Here is an 18,514-nt window from a genome sequence, read left to right as displayed (position 1 = left end):
GATGGAGAGTAGTACATCTGATAACCACTTACAGAGAGTCCATGGATGGTGGAAATGGACAGTTGGCGCAGATGGAATGGACTTCGGAGTGGCTGATTCGAAATCATGTAGAATCAGACGGGTCTGCCCGTTACAGCAAATGAGCGGCTAGTTTTCTAGCAACTTGGGTGGCAACGCGATGACTCGTCCCTTGAATGATTCAAGGGATGTGTCATCTTTTTTTATTTCATTTTTTGGAGGGGTTCTCATGAAAACGATTTTTTCAGGTATTAAACCAACGGGTACGGTAACGCTTGGTAACTACATTGGTGCGATGAAGCACTTTGTTAATCTACAGGACGAACACGATGCATATTACTGTATCGTCGACCTGCATTCCATTACGGTCGAAATTGACCGGGTCGAACTCATGAACAACACACGGGCGCTTGCTGCACTCTATATCGCAAGCGGACTCAATCCTGAAAAATCAACGATTTTCGTCCAGTCGGAAGTTAAAGCGCACGCTCAGCTCGGTTGGATGCTGACATGCCTGTCCGGTATGGGTGAACTGGAGCGTATGACACAATATAAAGACAAATCGCAAGGCAAAGACCGGATTGGTGCTGGATTATTTGTGTATCCGACCTTGATGGCAGCGGATATTCTCTTATATGACGCAGAGCTCGTTCCCGTCGGCGACGATCAAAAACAGCATATCGAGTTGACACGTGATTTGGCGCAACGCTTTAACAGCCGCTATTATGAAACATTTAAAATGCCGGAACCGGTCATCGCAGAAACAGGTGCCCGCATCATGAGTTTGACTTCTCCCGATAAAAAAATGTCAAAAACAGACACGAATCCAAAAGGGTACATCTCGATGCTTGATGCACCGGACGTCATCCGGAAAAAAATTAAGTCTGCCGTCACCGATTCAGAAGGCATCGTTCGATTTGACCGGGAAAACAAACCGGGTGTTTCAAACTTACTCGAAATTTATTCGTTGCTGGCCGGTATTTCAATCAAAGACTTGGAAGCGAAGTATGATGGATTGAACTACGGTGTGTTTAAAGCAGATGTTGCGGAAGTCATCGTTGCGGAACTCGAACCGATTCAACAACGCTATTACGACTTAATTGATTCAGAAGAACTTGATCTGATTCTCGACAACGGTCGTGACAAGGCAGAACTGGTTGCTTCACGCAAACTAACGAAAGTCGAAAAAGCGATGGGTCTTCAGCGCAAACGGGCAAAAGTAAAAAAATAATTTCAGCCGTCTTTTGACGATTCTTCCCTTTCTTCTTTTTTTAAGAAGAAAGGTTTTTTTGCGCAACAAAAAAAGCGCTCCCGGTTAAGGGAACGCTTATCATACTTATTTACCTTCGATTGAAGCCCATTTGTACGAGAAGTCTGCGCCGAAGTTATGTTCGACAATACCTTTAACGTATGGTTTAACCATGAATGCACGTCCGCGCTGATAAACAGGCGAGATTGCTGCTGAATCAAGAAGGATTTTCTCAGCTTCTTGTAGTTCAGACCAACGTTTTGTAGCATCCGTTTGTGTTTTCGCATCGTTGATGAGTTTATCGTACTCTTTATCCGACCACTTACCACGGTTATATGGTCCGTCAGTCAAGAAGAGATCGAGGAACGTCATTGGATCTTGGTAGTCAGGACCCCAGCCGGCGAATGAGAACTCAAAGTCGCCTTTGTTTTCGAGATCAAGTTTGTTTTTGAACGGTTGTTGCTTGATTGTGACTTTCATACCTGGAAGGTTCTTCTCAAGCTCACCTTTCAAGAACTCACCGATTTTCTTCGCGTCATCACTATCGTAGTTAAGCAGCTCAAGTTCAACCGATTTTTGACCGATTTCTTTTAAGCCCTCTTCCCATAGTTTTTTCGCTTCGTCTGCATTGTACTCGTTGAATGTCGGGTACTTTTCACGGAAGTCTTTTCCGCTCTCATCCTTCGCGAAATCTTTTGGTACGAGATAGTTTGCAGGAAGTGATCCGTTCGCCAAGATGACGTCCGTGATTCCTTTTTTATTGTAACCCATGTCGATGGCACGACGGATTTTTTCGTTGTTTAATGCTTTGACTTTCGTGTTCAAGTAAAGGTAGAAGATTGTAGATTCACCCTTTGTTTTGAACTCTTTATTATCTTGATACTGAGCAACGAATTCTGATGAGAGACCAGCACGGTCGATATCACCTTTTTCGTAAAGGTTAACTGCTGTTGAAGTTTCTTTAACGACCTTAACGTTGATCGTTTTCAACTTGACGTTATCTTTATCCCAGTAGTTATCGTTTTTAACCATTTTCCAGCCTTGTTCACGTGTCCATTCTGTTAATTTGAATGGTCCGTTGTAAAGTGATTTATCTGCTGTCGAACCGAAGTCCTTGCCGATTTTTTTCGAAAGTTCTTCTGATTTCGGCATGAATGGACCGAATCCAGTTAAACCAAGGAAGTAATCCGCTGGTGCTTTTAATTTAACTTCGAATGTCTTGTCGTCAACTGCTTTGACGCCAACCGCATCACGCTCGCCTTTTTTCGTATTGTATTCTTCAGCACCTTCGATGTTGTAGAAGACATACGCGTACTGCGAAGCATTTTCCGGGTTCAAGACTTCTTTCCACGCATATTCAAAGTCTTTTGCTGTGATTGGTGTACCGTCCGACCATTTTGCATCACGTAGCTTGAATGTGTACGTCAATTTATCGTCAGAAACTGTGTGACTTTCAGCAATACCCGGTGTCGGCTGTTGCTTGTCGTCTAAACGATAGAGACCTTCCATCGTGTTGTTCAAGACGTTGAACGACACGGCATCCGTAGAAGTTGTTGGGTTAAGCGTCGGAATATCAGCACTTTCGATCAAGTTTAGCGTTTGCTCACTTGATTTTTTGTCTGAATTTTTGTCGCCTGATGATGTGTCATTTGAATCAGTCGTCGAACAAGCTGCAAGGAATGCGCTTGAAACGAGGGCTACAGATGTAGCCAGTGCAAAACTTTTCTTTTTCATGATACGATGACCCCCCTAAAATTTCCAAAGCTAGTAATCTAAGGTTTTTGAGCGAAAAAAAAAGTCGTTACTTTTATTCGAACAAAACCTCTCGTTACAAATAGTTTACAATGTTCTGATAATTTTGCAAACCTTTTATCCGATTTTTCTAAATATTTTTTCAAAACAATTTGAAAATAAGTGGAATTTTTAGTTTTTTGTGAGACTTATTATAAAATACAGCTAAATTTCTTTATTTAAAAAAAGCGATTTAACGGTCATCCGAACCGTTAAATCGCTTTTTCTTCTTCTATTCACATGTGCTCTTATGCGTGATAACGTTTAAAGACGAGTGACGCATTATGACCACCGAAACCAAGCGAGTTGCTGAGAGCATACTCAACTTCCCATGACCGGCTTCCTTCACGAACGTAATCAAGATCACACCCTTCACTTGGATTCTCCAAATGAATCGTCGGGTGAACGGTTTGTTCCTGCAACGATTTAATTGTCGCGATGGCTTCGACGCCACCGGCACCGCCCAGCAAATGACCGATCATCGACTTTGTCGAGTTGATTGCTAATTTTTCAGCATGATCGCCAAAGACAGTATGGATTGCTTTCGTCTCTAACACATCATTCATCGGTGTACTTGTTCCGTGTGCATTGATGTATTGAACGGCAGCCGGTTCGATACCTGCATCTTGAATCGCCATCGCCATTGCGCGCGCTCCGCCGTCGCCGTCTGGATCTGGTGCTGTGATATGGTACGCATCAGCCGTTAATCCGTATCCACTGACTTCTGCATAAATTTTTGCACCGCGGGCAATCGCATGTTCATACTCTTCCAGTACCAGAATTCCGGCACCCTCTCCCATGACGAATCCGTCACGTCCTTCATCAAATGGACGACTTGCCGTGTTCGGATCATGGTTCGTTGACATCGCTTTATTGGCACAAAAACCAGCAAATGAAAGGTTCGTAATTGGTGCTTCTGCTCCACCGGCAATCATGACATCCGCATCACCGCGTTCGATGACGCGTAATGCTTCCCCAATCGCGTTTGTACCGGAAGCACAGGCGGTGACGGAACAGTTATTCGGTCCTTTTGCCCCTGTATAAATCGATACTTGACCACTGGCCATGTTCGGAATCATCATCGGAATGAAGAATGGGCTGACACGGCGATGTCCGCGTTCAAAATAAATTTTTGCCTGTTTTTCAATCGTCTCGACGCCGCCGATTCCTGATCCGATCCAGACACCGATTCGTTCAGCGTTGGCTTTGACATCCAGGTCAGCATTTTTAACTGCTTCCATACTGGCAACAAGAGAATAATGGACAAAACGGTCCATTTTTCGCGCTTCTTTTGCTTCAATGAATTCCGTGATATCAAAATTCTGTAATTCTCCCGTTACTTTCGTTGGATATTCATCGATGTCCAGACGTTCCATCGGACGAATACCATTTTCTCCGGCTTTTAAAGCGTTCCAGAATGTGTCGACATCATTGCCGATTGGTGTCAATGCGCCCATACCTGTTACTACTACACGTTTTCTCATCATCTTATGTGTTCTCCCCTTTAGTCCAAGTAATATAAGCTGCTCCCCATGTCAAACCTGCTCCAAATCCTGCAAGGACAAGTGTTGTCCCCGGTGACAGTCTTCCTTGTCGCCGTGCTTCTTCTAATGCAAGTGGTATCGACGCAGCCGATGTATTTGCATGTTCATCAATCGTCACGATCACTTTCTCTTCTTCAATCCCAAGCCGTTCACGTGCTGCATCGATGATTCGTAAATTTGCTTGATGCGGAATCAATAAATCAAGTTCCGTTAGCGTTCCACCAGCCTTTTGAATGACTTTTTCAACGATGTCCGGTAACTTCCGGACCGCGAACTTAAAGACTTCCCGGCCGTTCATTTCAATCGGACCATCCAATTCTTTAAATAACAGGTGTGCCCCGCGACCATCTGTTCCAAGTTCAAAGGCATTTAATCCCTGTTGTTCAGTTGGACCGAGCACGACAGCCCCAGCGCCGTCACCAAACAAGATTGCTGTCGACCGGTCTGACCAGTCAACGATACTTGACATCTTCTCTGCACCAATGACAAGTGCATGTTTTGATTCCGTTGCTGCCATCATACTCGAAGCCGTTTGTAAGGCAAAAATGAATCCGCTGCAGGCGGCACTGATATCAAAAGCTGTTGCACCGAGTGCTCCAAGTCGTTCCTGTACGATACAGGCTGTCGATGGGAACGCACGTCCGGTCGCCGTTCCGACAACAATCAATCCGATGTCGTCTGCTGTCAAGTTGGCATCTGCTAACGCTTTTTTCGCTGCTTCCGTCGCTAGGTCGGTGACATCCACCGAATCGTCCGCAATCCGTCGTGCTCCGATTCCTGTACGTGTCCGAATCCATTCATCACTCGTATCGAGTGTCGCTGCTAAATCATCATTTGTGATTCGACGTTCGGGTAATGATGTGCCGAGTCCTACAATTCCGATATTCATATGATTGCTCCTTTAAAATTAGTATCTGGTACTAATATAAAGCGTTAAAACGATTTTGTCAAAGACAAAAGAAGGTCTCCCGTTGAGAGACCTTCTTTCACGTAATCCAGATTACTCTGAATCGGCTAATGTGCGGACGACTTCCATAACCATCTTCGCTGAATTAATCGAAGCAATCTCTAAGAATTCATCAAATGATAATGAAGCTTCTTCATCAGCACTGTCAGAAATCGAACGTGTCACGACGAAAGGAACGTTAAATTGATGACAAACTTGCGCAATCGGTGCTGCTTCCATCTCAACTGCCGCGACATCCGGGAAGTTCGTTTTAATGACGTTCGAACGTTCTGTGTCATGAATGAAAGAATCACCTGTCACGATTAAACCATGAACGACTCGAATCGCGTCCATCCGTTCAATGACGGCTTCCGCTGTTGCAATCAATTTTGGATCGGCTGTATAGGCAGCGGGCATTCCTGGGACTTGACCATATTCGTAACCAAACGCCGTCACGTCGACATCATGGTGACGGACTTCCGTCGAAACAACAACATCACCGACTTTTAGACCGGCTCTAAATCCGCCAGCCGAACCAGTATTGATGACGGCACTTGGCTTGAAATGATCAAGCAACAACGTCGTTCCGATTGCGGCATTTACTTTTCCGATACCGGATTTTAAGATGACGACCGGGACACTGTTCAACAATCCCTCATAAAAATGATAGTTGGCAATGACGGTATCTTTTCGTTCTGATAATTCATTTCGAAGTAAGTTTACTTCTTCTTCCATCGCTCCGATGATTGCGATTGGCATGTCTTTTTCCCCCATTCAAACAGAAAACCGGATTGCTCCGGCTGCTGTCCGTTCTTATTTACTTGATTGATGTAATTTTTACAGCGAAATCTCCGCCGGGTGCTTGAACGGATACTTGCTCCCCGACGCTATGGCCAAACAGGCTTTTAGCAATCGGTGATTCGTTCGAGATTTTTCCAGTGAACGGATCGGCTTCTGCACTGCCGACAATCGTATACGTTTCTTCTTCATTGTCTTCAAGGATCAAGAATGTAACTGTCGTCCCGATACCAACGACTGAGATATCCTTCTCATCTTCCGAGATGATGGCGACGTTGCGTAACATCTCTTCGAGTTGAGCAATCCGGCCTTCAACCATTGCTTGTTCTTCTTTCGCTGAATCATATTCCGCGTTTTCCGACAAGTCACCAAATGAACGGGCAATCTTAATATTTTCGACAACTTCTTTACGGCGGACTGACTTCAGTTCGTTTAATTCGTTTTCAACATTCGCTTTACCTTCAAGCGTCATGTAATACTGTTTTTCTGCCATTTTTGTCACGCTCCTTTTTATTCCACTAGTATAGTATATTCACATCTTTTTTGGAATCAATATCCTCTTTGATCGAGTGCAGACCGATAATCGAGAATCGCCCGAATCTTCGTGACCAGTAAATCGATTGCTACGTGGTTTTCGCCACCTTCGGGAACAATGATGTCTGCATACCGTTTTGTTGGTTCACAAAACTGGAGATGCATCGGACGGACGACCTTCGTATACTGTTCGACGACGGAATCAATCGACCGTCCCCGTTCATTCATGTCGCGTTGCATCCGGCGCAGGATCCGAACATCTGCATCTGTATCAACGAAGACTTTAATATCCATCAATTCCCGTAAACGTTCGTCTTCAAGCGCTAAAATACCTTCAACGATGATGACATCACGTGGATCAAGTGGAATCGTCTCCGTTGCCCGTGTATGGGCAACGTAATCGTAGACCGGTTTTTCAACAGCCTGATTTTCTCGCAGTGCCTTAATATGTTCGATCAGCAAATCGTTATCAAAGGCAAACGGGTGATCATAGTTCGTTTGGTAACGCTCTTCCATCGATAATTCACTTTGATCCTTATAGTAAGCATCCTGCTCAATCATGACGATGGATTCACTCGGGAATGCGTCGACAAGTGACCGTGCGACCGTCGTCTTTCCTGAACCTGTACCTCCAGCCACACCAATTACAACCGGTTTTTGCATTGAATTCGTACCTCCATCATTCATTCTGACTTCACTTTCCGACTGACGGACACACCGTCTCCAAGTGGGAAAATCGTCGTATCATATTGGTCTTGCTCCATCATCCATACTGTGAATTCTTTGACCAGACGGACAAGCCGTCGTCTTCTCCGGTCAAAAGTCTTGGGATCTGTCTCAAGGACATCCCCGTGTAAAAACAGGTTATCCGTATATAAAACTCCGCCTATTGGCACCAATCGCCCATAACCGTTAAAGAATTTTTTATACTGTCCTTTCGCCGCATCGATGAATACGGCATCGAACTGCTGTTCAAGGGTTTCGGCTAATTCTACTGCATCAGCAAAAACGATGTCAATCCGGTCTGCGACGTCTGAACGTTCAATGAACATCTTAGCTTCAGCGTATCGTTTCGCATTTCGTTCAACGGTCGTAATCCGGGCATCCGGTAAGGCGCGGGCCATCCGAATCGCACTGTAACCAATCGCTGTTCCGAGTTCGAGGATTCGTTTCGGTTGTTGTAACGTCAACAACGATAATAAAACTTCCGATCCCGTCAGTTCAATGATTGGAATGTGGTGCTCTTTCGCGTATGCTTCCATTTCCTGTAGCAAGGGATCACGTGGTCGAATCATCCCTTCGACATACGCTGTAAAATCATTCATTCGGAATTCACTCCTTCTGCGCATAAACAGGTTGACCGGGAACGAACATACCGTTCCCGATCAACCCCCTGTTCATTGCTCTTTACTTGCTTCGTATTCGACCCATTCCGGTTTATACTTCACAACATTACGTTGATGTTCCTCATAGGTTTCCTCATAAAGAATTTGACCTCGTGGATTTTTATCACTTGGTGGTCGGGCAAAGAAATAAACATATTTCGTCTTTTTCGGATTAAGGACGGCAAGAATTGAATCTTTACTGACCGTTGAAATCGGACCAATCGGAATACCTTCGTATTTGTACGTATTGTATTTCGAATTGTTCTCTAAATCCTTTAACGTCGTCAATGCCGTATTTTCTCCTGTGCCATACCAGACCGTCGGATCCGATTGGAGTTTCATTCCGTCGTTGAGGCGATTCGTAAAGACACCGGCAATCTCACGGCGATCTTCTGGTGTCGCGGCTTCCCGCTCGACCATTGATCCGAGACTCAACACTTCATGGAAGGTCATGCCTGATTTCTTAATCGCATCGGCATTCGCATCATAAATCTTTTCCATCTCATCTAACATCGTTTCAGTAATTTGATTGATGCTTTTTCCTTTATCGAATTCGTACGTCGCCGGGAAAAGATATCCTTCGAGCGAATAGAGGACTCCCTGCTTCGTCACTTCATCCGTTAACATCGGATACTTGTCAATCAATGTCTTGATATACGCCTCATCCGTCAATGATTTTCGGATGGAGTCAGCTTTAAAACCGGTTGCCTTCGCAATGATGGCAATTTGGCGATCCATCGTGATTCCTTCAGGGATCGTAATTTTAACATCTGCCGCTTTCATGATGGTTCCGGTCTTCAACTCATTGATGATTTCATCCGGTGTCATCGCTTGGGTCAATGTGTATGTCCCGGCTTGGAATGACGATTCATTCTTATAGCGGACATAATAGCGGAAAATCGTTTCGTTCGCGATTAAATCTTTTTCTTTGAGAATGCTTGAAATCGTGCCTGTTCCGGCGCCTAAAGGAATTTCGACCTTGACGGACTTCGTCGCCTCTTCGTTGACCGGCTCGAGTGAACTCTTTAAAAAGATGTAGATGGCTGCTCCTGCTACTAAGAAAATCGTGAACAATACTGAAAGGATGATTAACGTAATCCGGCGCGATGTCCGGCGACGTTTCTGTTCGATTTCAGCATTTTTCTTCCATTCATTCTCCATCGGTTCCTCCTTCTTCTCTTAAAACAAGGTGATATCGAAAGAGCTATTGCTCTGACGACACCACCTTATACACGAGTCGGTTTAGTCAAGCTCGTCTTCTAATGTATTGAAAACTTCTTCAATTTCATCCCAAGTTTCTGCATCGTCTTCTGCGATCGGAACGAGGTTGAAGTCATCATCCCCATCACCATATTCTTCTAACTCATAAACAAAGATATCAACTTCTTCTGCTTCATCATAATCCGCGCCGACTGGCTCAAGGAAAATATATGTTTTGCTTGAGCGTGGGCTTTCATACCGTAAACGCTCGGCAAATTTAAATTCATTACCTTCTCCATCGGGAATTACGTAATGTGTAGGTTCATTCTGTTGCATCATTCATCCGCTCCTTTAATGCAGCCTCAAGTTCATCCCAAGTCTGCTCATCGTCTTCATCAATCAGGCTCAATTCAAAATCATCTTCGCCTTCGCCAAACTCGTCGATTTCACAAATGATTAAATCATCTGCTCCCTCTTCCGGATGACCAATCATTTCGAGAAATAGATAGGTCTTGCCGGTTCGCTCACTGACATAACGGTACCACTCTTCGAAAAGATGTTCGCCACCGTCTTCATCAGGAAAGAGATACTGCCGTTTTTCTTCAGACATCTCATTTCCTCCTTATCGATTTGCCCGATCCAAATAGGATTGTAGGATCATGACTGCTGCCATCTTATCGATGACTTGTTTCCGTTTTTTTCGACTGACATCGGCATCGATCAGCATCCGTTCTGCCTGCATCGTCGTCAATCTCTCGTCGACAAGAACGGTCGAAAGCCCTGTCTGCGTCTCGATTTCACGCGCAAACGCTTCACTCGCCTCAGCTCTAGGACCAATCGACCCATTCATGTTTTTTGGATGTCCGATGACGATGATCTCGACACCGTATTCCTTAATAATTGCCTCGAGTCGCTTGAAGGCGACTGGATATTCAGGTTCTGTCCATTTGATGGTCTCAATGCCTTGTGCTGTCCAGCCCATCAAATCACTCACCGCAACACCAATCGTCTTCGAACCGACATCAAGTCCGATGGCACGCTTCATTTTTTGTCTCCACTCTCCGATAGATAAGATTTCACGAGTTCTTCCAGTAGTTCATCACGCTCAATCTTTCGGATCATATTACGTGCATCGTTATGACGAGGAATGTAAGCAGGGTCACCGGAAAGTAGATATCCGACGATTTGGTTGATCGGATGATAGCCTTTTTCTTCTAAAGCATGATAAACCGTCAGCAGTACTTCGCGTGTTGCCGCCTGGCTATCGTCTTCTGGAAAATTAAATTTCATCGTTTGATCCATCTGACTCACGTTAATCACCTCTTTCATTTACACTACTTCTCTATTATGCCAGTGATTGCACGTAATGTGAAGTAAACGCAAGAGCTTCGTTTAATTTTGCAGGATCTTTTCCGCCAGCCTGTGCCATGTCCGGACGACCACCGCCACCGCCGCCGCAACGCGTCGCTACTTCCTTAATCAATTTACCTGCATGGTATCCTTGATCGATCAAGTCTTTTGAGACACTTGCAACGAGGTTGACTTTATCTCCCTGCGCACTACCGAGGACGATGATCGCCGAGCCGAGACTTGACTTCAGTTCATCCATCATACCGCGAAGTGCATCCATATCCGAGACATCGACTTGCTTCGCAAGGACTTGCACTCCATTGATTTGCTCGACATCCTCTTTCAATGATGCTGCTTCAATGTTTGCAAGTTTTGCTTGTAATGATTCGTGCGCACGTTCTGTTTCGCGAAGTTGGACTTGAAGTGCCTCGATCCGTCCCGGCACCTCAGTCGTCTTCGTTTTCAGGACACGTGCTGCCTGCTCGAGTGTCTGCAGGTGACCGTTCATCACATGGTATGCTCCAGCGCCCGTGACGGCTTCAATCCGTCGTGTTCCAGCTCCGATTCCTGATTCGGAAACAATCTTGAACAGACCGATTTCTGCCGTATTGCGGACGTGGATTCCGCCACATAATTCGATCGAATATGTTCCAGCCGAAACGACACGAACCGTCTCACCGTATTTTTCACCAAACAGGGCCATTGCACCTTTTGCTTTCGCATCAGCAATGTTCATCTCTTCAATCTCGACTGCAAGTGATGCCCAAATTGCTTGGTTTACATCCTGTTCGATGGTTGTTAATTCTTCAGCCGTGACTGCTCCGAAGTGCGAGAAGTCAAACCGGAGACGATCTGCCGAAACGAGTGAACCGGCTTGGTTGACGTGTGTCCCGAGTGTATCTTTTAATGCTTTGTGCAACAGGTGGGTTGCAGTATGGTTCTTTGTGATGGCTTGACGTGACGACGCTTCGACTGTTGCATGAACTGTCGCATCTGCCAAAGCAATCCCCGTCCGAACAATAACGGTATGCAGGTTTTGACCGTTCGGTGCTTTTTGAACATCTTTGACATCAAGGACGAAATCAGGACCTGTAATGGTTCCTGTGTCCGCCACTTCTCCACCGCTTTCTGCATAAAACGGTGTAATATCAAGCAACAATTGTGCTTCTTCGCCGGCAGCGACTTCCGTCACTCGTTCTCCATCATGCAACAAAGCAATGATTTTAGCATCCGTCTCAAGGTCCGTATAACCAATGAACTGGCTCGGAACAGTCAACGTTGCTAACACTTCCGACTGTTGTTGCATCGAACCGCCGTCTTCACGGGCAGCACGAGCACGCTTCCGTTGCTCATCCATTGCCCGTTTAAATCCTTCTTCATCGACAGACATCTGATGATCTTCCGCATATTCAACCGTCAATTCGAGCGGGAAACCATACGTATCATACAAACGGAAGGCATCTTCTCCGCTGATGACGTGTTCACCGTTACTCTTCGCTGCTTGTGCCACGGTGTTTAAGATGGCAAGACCATCATGTAACGTCTCGTGGAATCGTTCTTCTTCGTTTTTAATGACACGTTTGATGAAATCTGCTTTTTCTGGAACTTGTGGATAGAAATCGACCATGACGCTACCGACTGTATCAACGAGCTCGTACATGAACGGACGTTCGATTCCGAGCATTTTTGCATAACGGACAGCACGACGAAGCAGGCGGCGTAAGACATAACCGCGTCCTTCGTTCGAAGGCAACGCACCGTCTCCGATTGCAAAGGCAACCGTCCGGATGTGATCAGCAATGACTTTGAACGCGACATCCAGTTTTGTGTCTTCACGGTAAAGTTTACCGCTGAGTTCTTCTGTCTTATGGATGATCGGCATGAACAAGTCCGTGTCAAAGTTCGTCGGCACATCTTGCATGACGCTCGCCATCCGCTCAAGACCCATCCCGGTATCGATGTTTTTACGCGGTAACTCCGTGTAATTGCCGTGTCCATCATGATTATATTGACTGAACACGATGTTCCAGATTTCGAGATACCGTTCGTTTTCGCCGCCCGGATACAATTCAGAATCGTTCGGATCGTCGCCGAAAGCCGGTCCGCGGTCGAAGAAAATCTCTGTGTTCGGACCTGAAGGACCCTCACCAATTTCCCAGAAGTTATCTTCCAGCGGAATGATACGTTCAGCCGGCACACCGAGTTCAAGCCAGATTTGACGTGCTGCGTCGTCTTCCGGATGAATCGTCACGGAAAGACGGTCCGGATCAAGTCCATACCATTCGTCACTCGTCAAGAGTTCCCAGCCCCATTTGATTGCATCTTCACGGAAGTAGTCGCCGACAGAAAAGTTTCCAAGCATTTCAAAGAATGTATGGTGACGTGCTGTCTTCCCGACGTTTTCGATATCGTTCGTCCGGATGGATTTCTGCGCGTTGACAATCCGTGGATTTTGCGGAATGACCCGTCCATCAAAATATTTTTTTAACGTAGCGACACCCGAGTTGATCCACAGTAATGTTGGATCTTCAATCGGAACAAGGGATGCGCTTGGTTCGATTGCATGTCCTTTAGATTGGAAAAAGTCGAGATACATCTGACGGATTTGTGCACCCGTCAACGGTTTTAATGGTTTCATCGAAAATACCCCCATTGATTAATTTATCCTGAACGCAAAAAAACGATACATTCATCCCTGAAAAGGGACGAAAGCATCGCTTTCGTGGTACCACCCTCGTTCGTAAAGACATGTGCTCTCTTTACCTCGAAAAATCCGTTAACGGAGATTACCCGCAAGTGTTTGCACTCGACTCCGGAAGGAGCTTCAATCGAATCGTCACGAAGATGGTTGCAGCAGATCCATCTCTCTCTGGTCATGAAGATTGCGACTTACTTATCTTCCATCAACGTTTTGCGTCCATTCATCTACCGTGATTATTACCTATCTGGTGCATTCAGTCAAGTCTTTGTCATACCGCCGAGTCTTTCAATAAGCCGTGTCCGCCGACGTGGTTCTTCCTCTTGCGAAGCTTTATAAAAGGCACGGGGATCTCCGAACAACAACAAACTGGCTTTCGCCCGTGTGACAGCCGTATAGATGAGATTGCGGGAATGTTTGAAGGCTCCGGTGAAAAAGACCGGCATCAGGACAATCGGAAACTCCGATCCTTGCGCTTTATGGATTGTAATCGCATAGGCATGCGTGAATTGATCCCATTCACTGCGGTTGTATTCGACTTCCGTCTGATCAAACCGGGCAATGATTTTATCCACCTTGTCGACATTTTCCTTCGCAAAAAAAATGTTAACGATTTCGCCGATATCTCCGTTATAGACATTTTCTTCCGCATTGTTAACGAGCTGAAGAATTTTATCTCCACTCCTGTAAATTCGCGTTCCCTGTTTGACTTCCCGTTTTTTAGGAGCTTCCGGATTATAGACCTGTTGCAGGACGATGTTCAATTCATCAATCCCTACTTGTCCACGATACGTCGGCGCCAGGATTTGAACGTCAAACTTCGAATACCCTTTCGCCAACGCTTTTTCCGCAAAGGCGGCGATGCCGCGTAACGACTCCTGCGGGGCGAGCGAATAAAACCGCCGGTCGGATAACGGTGCAAGCAAGTCAGCTGACGTGACCCGATTTTTCAAATCGTGAGCCAGTCGAAGAATCGAGGAATCTTCGGCTTGCCGGTGAACGACATTGAGCCGAACGACCGGAATGCCGTCTGTGTCCATTAAATCAGCCAGGACTTGTCCCGGACCGACCGACGGCAGTTGATCACGGTCGCCGACAAATAAAATCTTCATTCCGTTCGGTACTGCTCGTAACAGACTCGATAACAGATAAATGTCGATCATGGATGATTCATCAATGATCAGCACCTTACCTGTGATTGGTTGGTCTTCATCCAATTGAAAGTTCGACCCGTCATATTTCAACAAACGATGAATGGTCATCGCCGGAACGTCCGTCGCTTCCGACAACCGTTTTGCCGCTCGGCCGGTTGGAGCGACAAGCACATACGGATAGACCTCACCCGACTTGACCTGACTTTTCTCAAGCGGCCAATCATGAATTTCCTGAAGCGCGTGTAAAATCCCTTTGATGACGGTCGTCTTCCCGGTACCGGGACCACCTGTCAAGACCATCAACGGAGCTTTGACAGCTAGTTCGATGGCTTCCCGTTGTTGGACCGCATATTCCATCCCAAACCGTTCTTCCAGTTGACCGATGGCTGACAGAATCGTTGCGACATCGACTTCTTGTTCCGCTCCGTTTGCCATGACGCGGGCCAACTCTTTCGCCGCCCGGACTTCCGCATAAAAAATCGTCGGCAAATACAAACAGCCTTCTTCGAGTTTCACCTTATCTTCGGTCAACAACAGTTCGATGGCTTGTTCGAGGCGTTCGCCCGGATCTTCTCCGAGCAGACGGGGTGCCCGTTGCAACAGCGATTCGACGGTCGCAAACGCATGCCCCTCTCCCGCTTCCTGTTCCAGTATATGCATGATGGACGCTGCGACCCTTTCCGGATGCAAGCCGACAAGCCCTAGATGCGAGGCGATTTGATCGGCTGTCTTAAAACCGATGCCACTGACCTCGTACATCAAAGAATAAGGATTTTCACGAATTCTCGCCATCGCATCCCCCTCGTATGCAGCATAAATCTTTGCCGCAAGTTTCGGGGTGACATCAAACGGGGCTAAAAAAAGCATCAGTTGATCGACACCGTATAAGGTCGCGAGTCGACTGAAAATGACATCAGCCTGTTTTTGTTTCAGTCCAGGGACACGGTCAAGTGCCTTGCTGTCTTTTAAGATGATATCGATGGCATCTTCACCAAGAGCATCGACGATGTTTTTCGCTGTTTTCGGACCAATGCCGGTAAACGAACCATTCGTCAAAAAACGGACAGCTGCGTGTTTCGTCATCGGGACCGATCGCCGGATTAACTCTGCTTTTAATTGTTTACCAAATCGCGGATGATCAACCAATCGTCCGAACGCTTGATACGTTCCGCCGAGTTCGATTCCGACACCGGTTCCTGTGACGACGAGCTCTGTTTCTTTTAATTCAAAGTTTTTTTCTTTTATCGCCATCAAAACGATGGAATGGGCTTCTTCTTCGGAGGAAAAAAGCACACGTTTAATACGACCGACTACTTGATGGGGGTGCTCCATCACTCCACCTGCTTTCTGTCTGAACTCCGTTACGCTGTTCCAATCATAGCATTCGTTTAAGGGATTTTAAATGAGGGAAACATTTCTTGAATCAATAATTGAATGGAGGAATAATTCATGGGACGACTGCCAATTGCCGGATTGTGTGAATTAGTACTGGAGGTTGAAGATATGGAACGGGCTGTTGCCTTCTGGAATGGAACGCTCGGTATCCCGATTGTCGAACAGTGGGCGCCGGAAGATGCGGAGCCGAGTCATGAACAGGAAAAGCAGGACGGGGTCTGGGCGACATGGTTATACATTGGGGGAAATACCCGTCTCGGCCTTTGGCTCAAACGTGATTTTACAATGGAAGAACGGACAGTCAAACACCTTCCTGTCACAAAGTGGGACAGCCTGTATGATGAGGGCGGAGTCCACGTTCATTGCGCTTTTTATATCGAGAAAAACAAATTTAATGAAGCACTTGACCTGTTACGTACTGCTGCAATTGATGTCAAGATTCGTGAATGGGATGAGCAGGAGACATCAAATGACAAGGAATACTCCGCTTATTTTAAAGATACGGAACAAAATGTTATCGAACTGTACACTAAAAACATGGACGAAGCGTATGAAGATTTTTCCGGTCCACCGTTACGGATTGTACGTGAAGTTGGTCATTAACTAAAAAAGCGTTGCGAAACCGATATGTTCATCGGTCGCAACGCTTTTTTTTAGTTCAACAAGGCATCCATCTTCGCTTTCGCATCCTTCGCCAGCGTATGGTTCGGCTGATAGGCAAGAACGGTTTCAAGTTCCGTATAACACGCTTCCTGCTGACCTAAAAAGGCCAGTGCGATGGCATAGTTATAACGGGCATCCGTATGCGTTTCTTCGAGCAACAGAACTTGTTCGAAAATTTCTGCCGCTTCTTCGATCTGCTCGTTCTGAGCAAGGGCAAGACCGTACTGGAAGGCGATTTCGACATCGACCCCGTTCAGTTCCGTCGCCTGTTTCAAACGCGGAATCCCCCGAACCGGATCCCCGAGTTTTTGATACGTCAGACCGAGCATGAAATGGAGATCGGCATCATCGAGTCCGTGCAGCAAAGCAAGACGTAACGACTCTTCCGCCTCTACCAATAAATCCGCCGAGAAGTATAACGCCCCTTTGGCATAATGGGCACTGGCGAACGTCGGATCAATCGTCAAGGCTTTATCGTAAAACCGGAGTGCCCGGTCGGCATCGTCCATCGACTGGAGTAATGTCCCCAAATTGACGTAACCGGTCGGGTCGTTCGGCTGTTCTTCAATGGCATCATTAAAAGCTTGAGCCGCCAATTCATAATTACCGGATTCTAAATGGCGGAATCCGACTTCGTTGTAATTCATCCCAATCTCTCCCTTATGCAAGATACGTTAATGCTTGACCTGCTTTGTAGGCATCGTCAATCGTTGCTCCGCCGAGACAGACATCTCCGTCATAAAAGACGACGGCTTGTCCGGGAGTAATCGCCCGTTGCCGTTCGTCAAACGCGACGTCTAAACGTCCGCCGTCAAGGATACGAACCGTGACCGGTGTATCCGTTTGACGGTAACGGAACTTCGCTGTACAACGGAATTCTGTTCCGACCGGCATCGTTGCCGTCCAGCTGATATCAGAGGCATATAATCCTTCTGAGTAAAGCAATTCATTATGGAATCCTTGCTCAACGAATAAGATATTCTCTTTTAAGTTTTTCCCGACGACGAACCACGGTTCTCCGTCTCCACCAATTCCAAGACCATGACGTTGTCCCATCGTGTAATACATCAGACCGTCATGACGCCCCATCGTTTTGCCGTCAAGTGTCCGCATTTCACCCGGTTGCGCCGGCAGATACTGACTGAGGAACTGTTTGAAGTTTCGTTCCCCGATGAAACAAATGCCGGTCGAGTCTTTTTTCTTCGCTGTCGCAAGGTTCGCTTCTTCCGCGATTTTCCGCACTTCTGATTTTTCCATGTGTCCGATTGGGAACATCGCTTTAGCGATTTGATCCTGTGACAGTTGGTTCAGGAAATACGTTTGATCCTTATTTGTATCGACGCCGCGCAATAATTTATGCTCGCCGTCTTCGTACACGGCACGAGCATAATGCCCCGTCGCAACAAAGTCTGCTCCTAGGCGCATCGCATGGTCAAGAAATGCTTTGAATTTAATTTCTTTATTACACATGACGTCCGGATTCGGTGTCCGGCCGAGTTTATATTCATCCAAGAAATACGTAAAGACTTTGTCCCAGTACTCTTTTTCGAAATTGACTGCGTAATACGGAATGCCGATTTGATTGGCGACGGCGATGACATCTTCGTAATCTTCCGTTGCCGTACAAAATCCGTTTTCATCTGTATCGTCCCAGTTCTTCATAAAAATCCCGATGACGTTGTATCCTTGTTCTTTTAATAAATAAGCCGTAACGGAAGAATCAACACCGCCGGACATCCCGACGACGACCGTTGTTTCCTCCGGTGCTTTTGCGCGTGTGTTCATTGTT

General features: G+C 46.3%; 18 protein-coding genes and 2 other annotated features (1 of these 20 running past the window's edge). Of the genes, 2 read left to right on the top strand and 16 right to left on the bottom strand.

Annotated features, from left to right (window positions below; translation table 11 throughout):
- Positions 1-194 (top strand) — a binding site (T-box leader) (it extends 11 nt beyond the left edge of the window).
- Between the two features lie 53 nt (positions 195-247).
- Positions 248-1,249, top strand: coding sequence for a tryptophan--tRNA ligase (trpS, locus tag MUN34_RS03620; RefSeq protein WP_026827857.1), 1,002 nt, complete (start codon positions 248-250; stop codon positions 1,247-1,249).
- Between the two features lie 105 nt (positions 1,250-1,354).
- Here trpS and MUN34_RS03615 read toward each other — a convergent pair whose 3' ends face one another.
- From MUN34_RS03615 to recD2, 14 genes are all read right to left on the bottom strand, one after another.
- Positions 1,355-3,001, bottom strand: a complete 1,647-nt coding sequence (locus MUN34_RS03615; protein WP_247856894.1) for a peptide ABC transporter substrate-binding protein — start codon at positions 2,999-3,001, stop codon at positions 1,355-1,357.
- 305 nt (positions 3,002-3,306) lie between these two features.
- A complete protein-coding gene (fabF, locus tag MUN34_RS03610) occupies positions 3,307-4,545 on the bottom strand; it encodes a beta-ketoacyl-ACP synthase II (protein WP_026827855.1) in 1,239 nt (412 codons plus the stop codon).
- Position 4,546: 1 nt separating this feature from the next.
- Positions 4,547-5,491, bottom strand: coding sequence for a beta-ketoacyl-ACP synthase III (locus MUN34_RS03605; RefSeq protein WP_026827854.1), 945 nt, complete (start codon positions 5,489-5,491; stop codon positions 4,547-4,549).
- A 111-nt stretch (positions 5,492-5,602) separates the two neighbouring features.
- On the bottom strand, positions 5,603-6,307 hold the full coding sequence (gene mtnN, locus MUN34_RS03600) for a 5'-methylthioadenosine/S-adenosylhomocysteine nucleosidase (protein WP_026827853.1): 705 nt from the start codon (positions 6,305-6,307) through the stop codon (positions 5,603-5,605).
- A 58-nt stretch (positions 6,308-6,365) separates the two neighbouring features.
- The gene (greA, locus tag MUN34_RS03595) at positions 6,366-6,839 is read right to left on the bottom strand and encodes a transcription elongation factor GreA (RefSeq protein WP_012370935.1); all 474 of its coding nucleotides are present in this window, start codon (positions 6,837-6,839) and stop codon (positions 6,366-6,368) included.
- A gap of 56 nt (positions 6,840-6,895) precedes the next feature.
- A complete protein-coding gene (gene udk / locus MUN34_RS03590; RefSeq protein WP_026827852.1) occupies positions 6,896-7,543 on the bottom strand; it encodes a uridine kinase in 648 nt (215 codons plus the stop codon).
- A 20-nt stretch (positions 7,544-7,563) separates the two neighbouring features.
- Positions 7,564-8,205 (bottom strand): O-methyltransferase, encoded by a 642-nt coding sequence (locus MUN34_RS03585; protein WP_026827851.1) that lies wholly within the window; start codon positions 8,203-8,205, stop codon positions 7,564-7,566.
- 72 nt (positions 8,206-8,277) lie between these two features.
- Positions 8,278-9,426 (bottom strand): endolytic transglycosylase MltG, encoded by a 1,149-nt coding sequence (gene mltG, locus MUN34_RS03580; protein ID WP_247856893.1) that lies wholly within the window; start codon positions 9,424-9,426, stop codon positions 8,278-8,280.
- An 81-nt stretch (positions 9,427-9,507) separates the two neighbouring features.
- Positions 9,508-9,801 carry a DUF1292 domain-containing protein gene (locus MUN34_RS03575; protein WP_026827849.1) on the bottom strand — a complete coding sequence of 98 codons (294 nt, stop codon included), beginning with the start codon at positions 9,799-9,801 and terminating at the stop codon, positions 9,508-9,510.
- Positions 9,788-10,075: a DUF1292 domain-containing protein gene (locus MUN34_RS03570; RefSeq protein ID WP_026827848.1), complete on the bottom strand. Its 288-nt coding sequence runs from the start codon at positions 10,073-10,075 to the stop codon at positions 9,788-9,790. The genes MUN34_RS03575 and MUN34_RS03570 overlap by 14 nt, the downstream gene beginning before the upstream one ends.
- A gap of 12 nt (positions 10,076-10,087) precedes the next feature.
- Complete coding sequence (ruvX, locus tag MUN34_RS03565; RefSeq protein ID WP_026827847.1) at positions 10,088-10,510, bottom strand: Holliday junction resolvase RuvX; 423 nt, start codon at positions 10,508-10,510, stop codon at positions 10,088-10,090.
- Positions 10,507-10,776 (bottom strand): IreB family regulatory phosphoprotein, encoded by a 270-nt coding sequence (locus MUN34_RS03560; protein WP_026827846.1) that lies wholly within the window; start codon positions 10,774-10,776, stop codon positions 10,507-10,509. The genes ruvX and MUN34_RS03560 overlap by 4 nt, the downstream gene beginning before the upstream one ends.
- A 34-nt stretch (positions 10,777-10,810) precedes the next feature.
- Positions 10,811-13,453, bottom strand: coding sequence for an alanine--tRNA ligase (gene alaS / locus MUN34_RS03555; protein WP_247856892.1), 2,643 nt, complete (start codon positions 13,451-13,453; stop codon positions 10,811-10,813).
- 60 nt (positions 13,454-13,513) lie between these two features.
- Positions 13,514-13,731: a binding site (T-box leader), on the bottom strand.
- 42 nt (positions 13,732-13,773) lie between these two features.
- Positions 13,774-15,999, bottom strand: a complete 2,226-nt coding sequence (gene recD2 / locus MUN34_RS03550; protein ID WP_247856891.1) for an SF1B family DNA helicase RecD2 — start codon at positions 15,997-15,999, stop codon at positions 13,774-13,776.
- 117 nt (positions 16,000-16,116) lie between these two features.
- Between recD2 and MUN34_RS03545 the strand changes: the two genes are divergently transcribed.
- Positions 16,117-16,665: a VOC family protein gene (locus MUN34_RS03545; protein ID WP_247856890.1), complete on the top strand. Its 549-nt coding sequence runs from the start codon at positions 16,117-16,119 to the stop codon at positions 16,663-16,665.
- 50 nt (positions 16,666-16,715) lie between these two features.
- On the opposite strand, the gene MUN34_RS03540 is transcribed toward MUN34_RS03545, so the two are convergent.
- Together MUN34_RS03540 and mnmA are read right to left on the bottom strand one after the other, a co-directional pair.
- On the bottom strand, positions 16,716-17,372 hold the full coding sequence (locus tag MUN34_RS03540; RefSeq protein WP_247856889.1) for a tetratricopeptide repeat protein: 657 nt from the start codon (positions 17,370-17,372) through the stop codon (positions 16,716-16,718).
- A gap of 13 nt (positions 17,373-17,385) precedes the next feature.
- A complete protein-coding gene (gene mnmA / locus MUN34_RS03535) occupies positions 17,386-18,510 on the bottom strand; it encodes a tRNA 2-thiouridine(34) synthase MnmA (protein ID WP_026827841.1) in 1,125 nt (374 codons plus the stop codon).
- Between the last annotated feature and the right edge of the window lie 4 nt (positions 18,511-18,514).

The sequence above is a fragment of the Exiguobacterium sp. 17-1 genome (assembly GCF_023096305.1).
Taxonomy (GTDB): domain Bacteria; phylum Bacillota; class Bacilli; order Exiguobacteriales; family Exiguobacteriaceae; genus Exiguobacterium_A; species Exiguobacterium_A sibiricum_A.
The sequence above is the reverse complement of the archived record's forward strand: the minus strand, read 5'-3'. Positions and strand labels throughout refer to the sequence as shown.

What these genes read in the sequence shown, in the direction of transcription:
- MUN34_RS03585 (WP_026827851.1), bottom strand. Translation starts at nt 8,205, where the DNA reads ATGAATGATTTTACAGCGTATGTCGAAGGGATGATTCGACCACGTGAT.
- trpS (WP_026827857.1), top strand. Translation starts at nt 248, where the DNA reads ATGAAAACGATTTTTTCAGGTATTAAACCAACGGGTACGGTAACGCTT.
- mtnN (WP_026827853.1), bottom strand. Translation starts at nt 6,307, where the DNA reads ATGCCAATCGCAATCATCGGAGCGATGGAAGAAGAAGTAAACTTACTT.
- fabF (WP_026827855.1), bottom strand. Translation starts at nt 4,545, where the DNA reads ATGATGAGAAAACGTGTAGTAGTAACAGGTATGGGCGCATTGACACCA.
- udk (WP_026827852.1), bottom strand. Translation starts at nt 7,543, where the DNA reads ATGCAAAAACCGGTTGTAATTGGTGTGGCTGGAGGTACAGGTTCAGGA.
- alaS (WP_247856892.1), bottom strand. Translation starts at nt 13,453, where the DNA reads ATGAAACCATTAAAACCGTTGACGGGTGCACAAATCCGTCAGATGTAT.
- ruvX (WP_026827847.1), bottom strand. Translation starts at nt 10,510, where the DNA reads ATGAAGCGTGCCATCGGACTTGATGTCGGTTCGAAGACGATTGGTGTT.
- recD2 (WP_247856891.1), bottom strand. Translation starts at nt 15,999, where the DNA reads ATGGAGCACCCCCATCAAGTAGTCGGTCGTATTAAACGTGTGCTTTTT.
- MUN34_RS03545 (WP_247856890.1), top strand. Translation starts at nt 16,117, where the DNA reads ATGGGACGACTGCCAATTGCCGGATTGTGTGAATTAGTACTGGAGGTT.
- MUN34_RS03540 (WP_247856889.1), bottom strand. Translation starts at nt 17,372, where the DNA reads ATGAATTACAACGAAGTCGGATTCCGCCATTTAGAATCCGGTAATTAT.
- MUN34_RS03605 (WP_026827854.1), bottom strand. Translation starts at nt 5,491, where the DNA reads ATGAATATCGGAATTGTAGGACTCGGCACATCATTACCCGAACGTCGA.
- MUN34_RS03570 (WP_026827848.1), bottom strand. Translation starts at nt 10,075, where the DNA reads ATGTCTGAAGAAAAACGGCAGTATCTCTTTCCTGATGAAGACGGTGGC.
- MUN34_RS03615 (WP_247856894.1), bottom strand. Translation starts at nt 3,001, where the DNA reads ATGAAAAAGAAAAGTTTTGCACTGGCTACATCTGTAGCCCTCGTTTCA.
- mnmA (WP_026827841.1), bottom strand. Translation starts at nt 18,510, where the DNA reads ATGAACACACGCGCAAAAGCACCGGAGGAAACAACGGTCGTCGTCGGG.
- greA (WP_012370935.1), bottom strand. Translation starts at nt 6,839, where the DNA reads ATGGCAGAAAAACAGTATTACATGACGCTTGAAGGTAAAGCGAATGTT.
- mltG (WP_247856893.1), bottom strand. Translation starts at nt 9,426, where the DNA reads ATGGAGAATGAATGGAAGAAAAATGCTGAAATCGAACAGAAACGTCGC.
- MUN34_RS03575 (WP_026827849.1), bottom strand. Translation starts at nt 9,801, where the DNA reads ATGCAACAGAATGAACCTACACATTACGTAATTCCCGATGGAGAAGGT.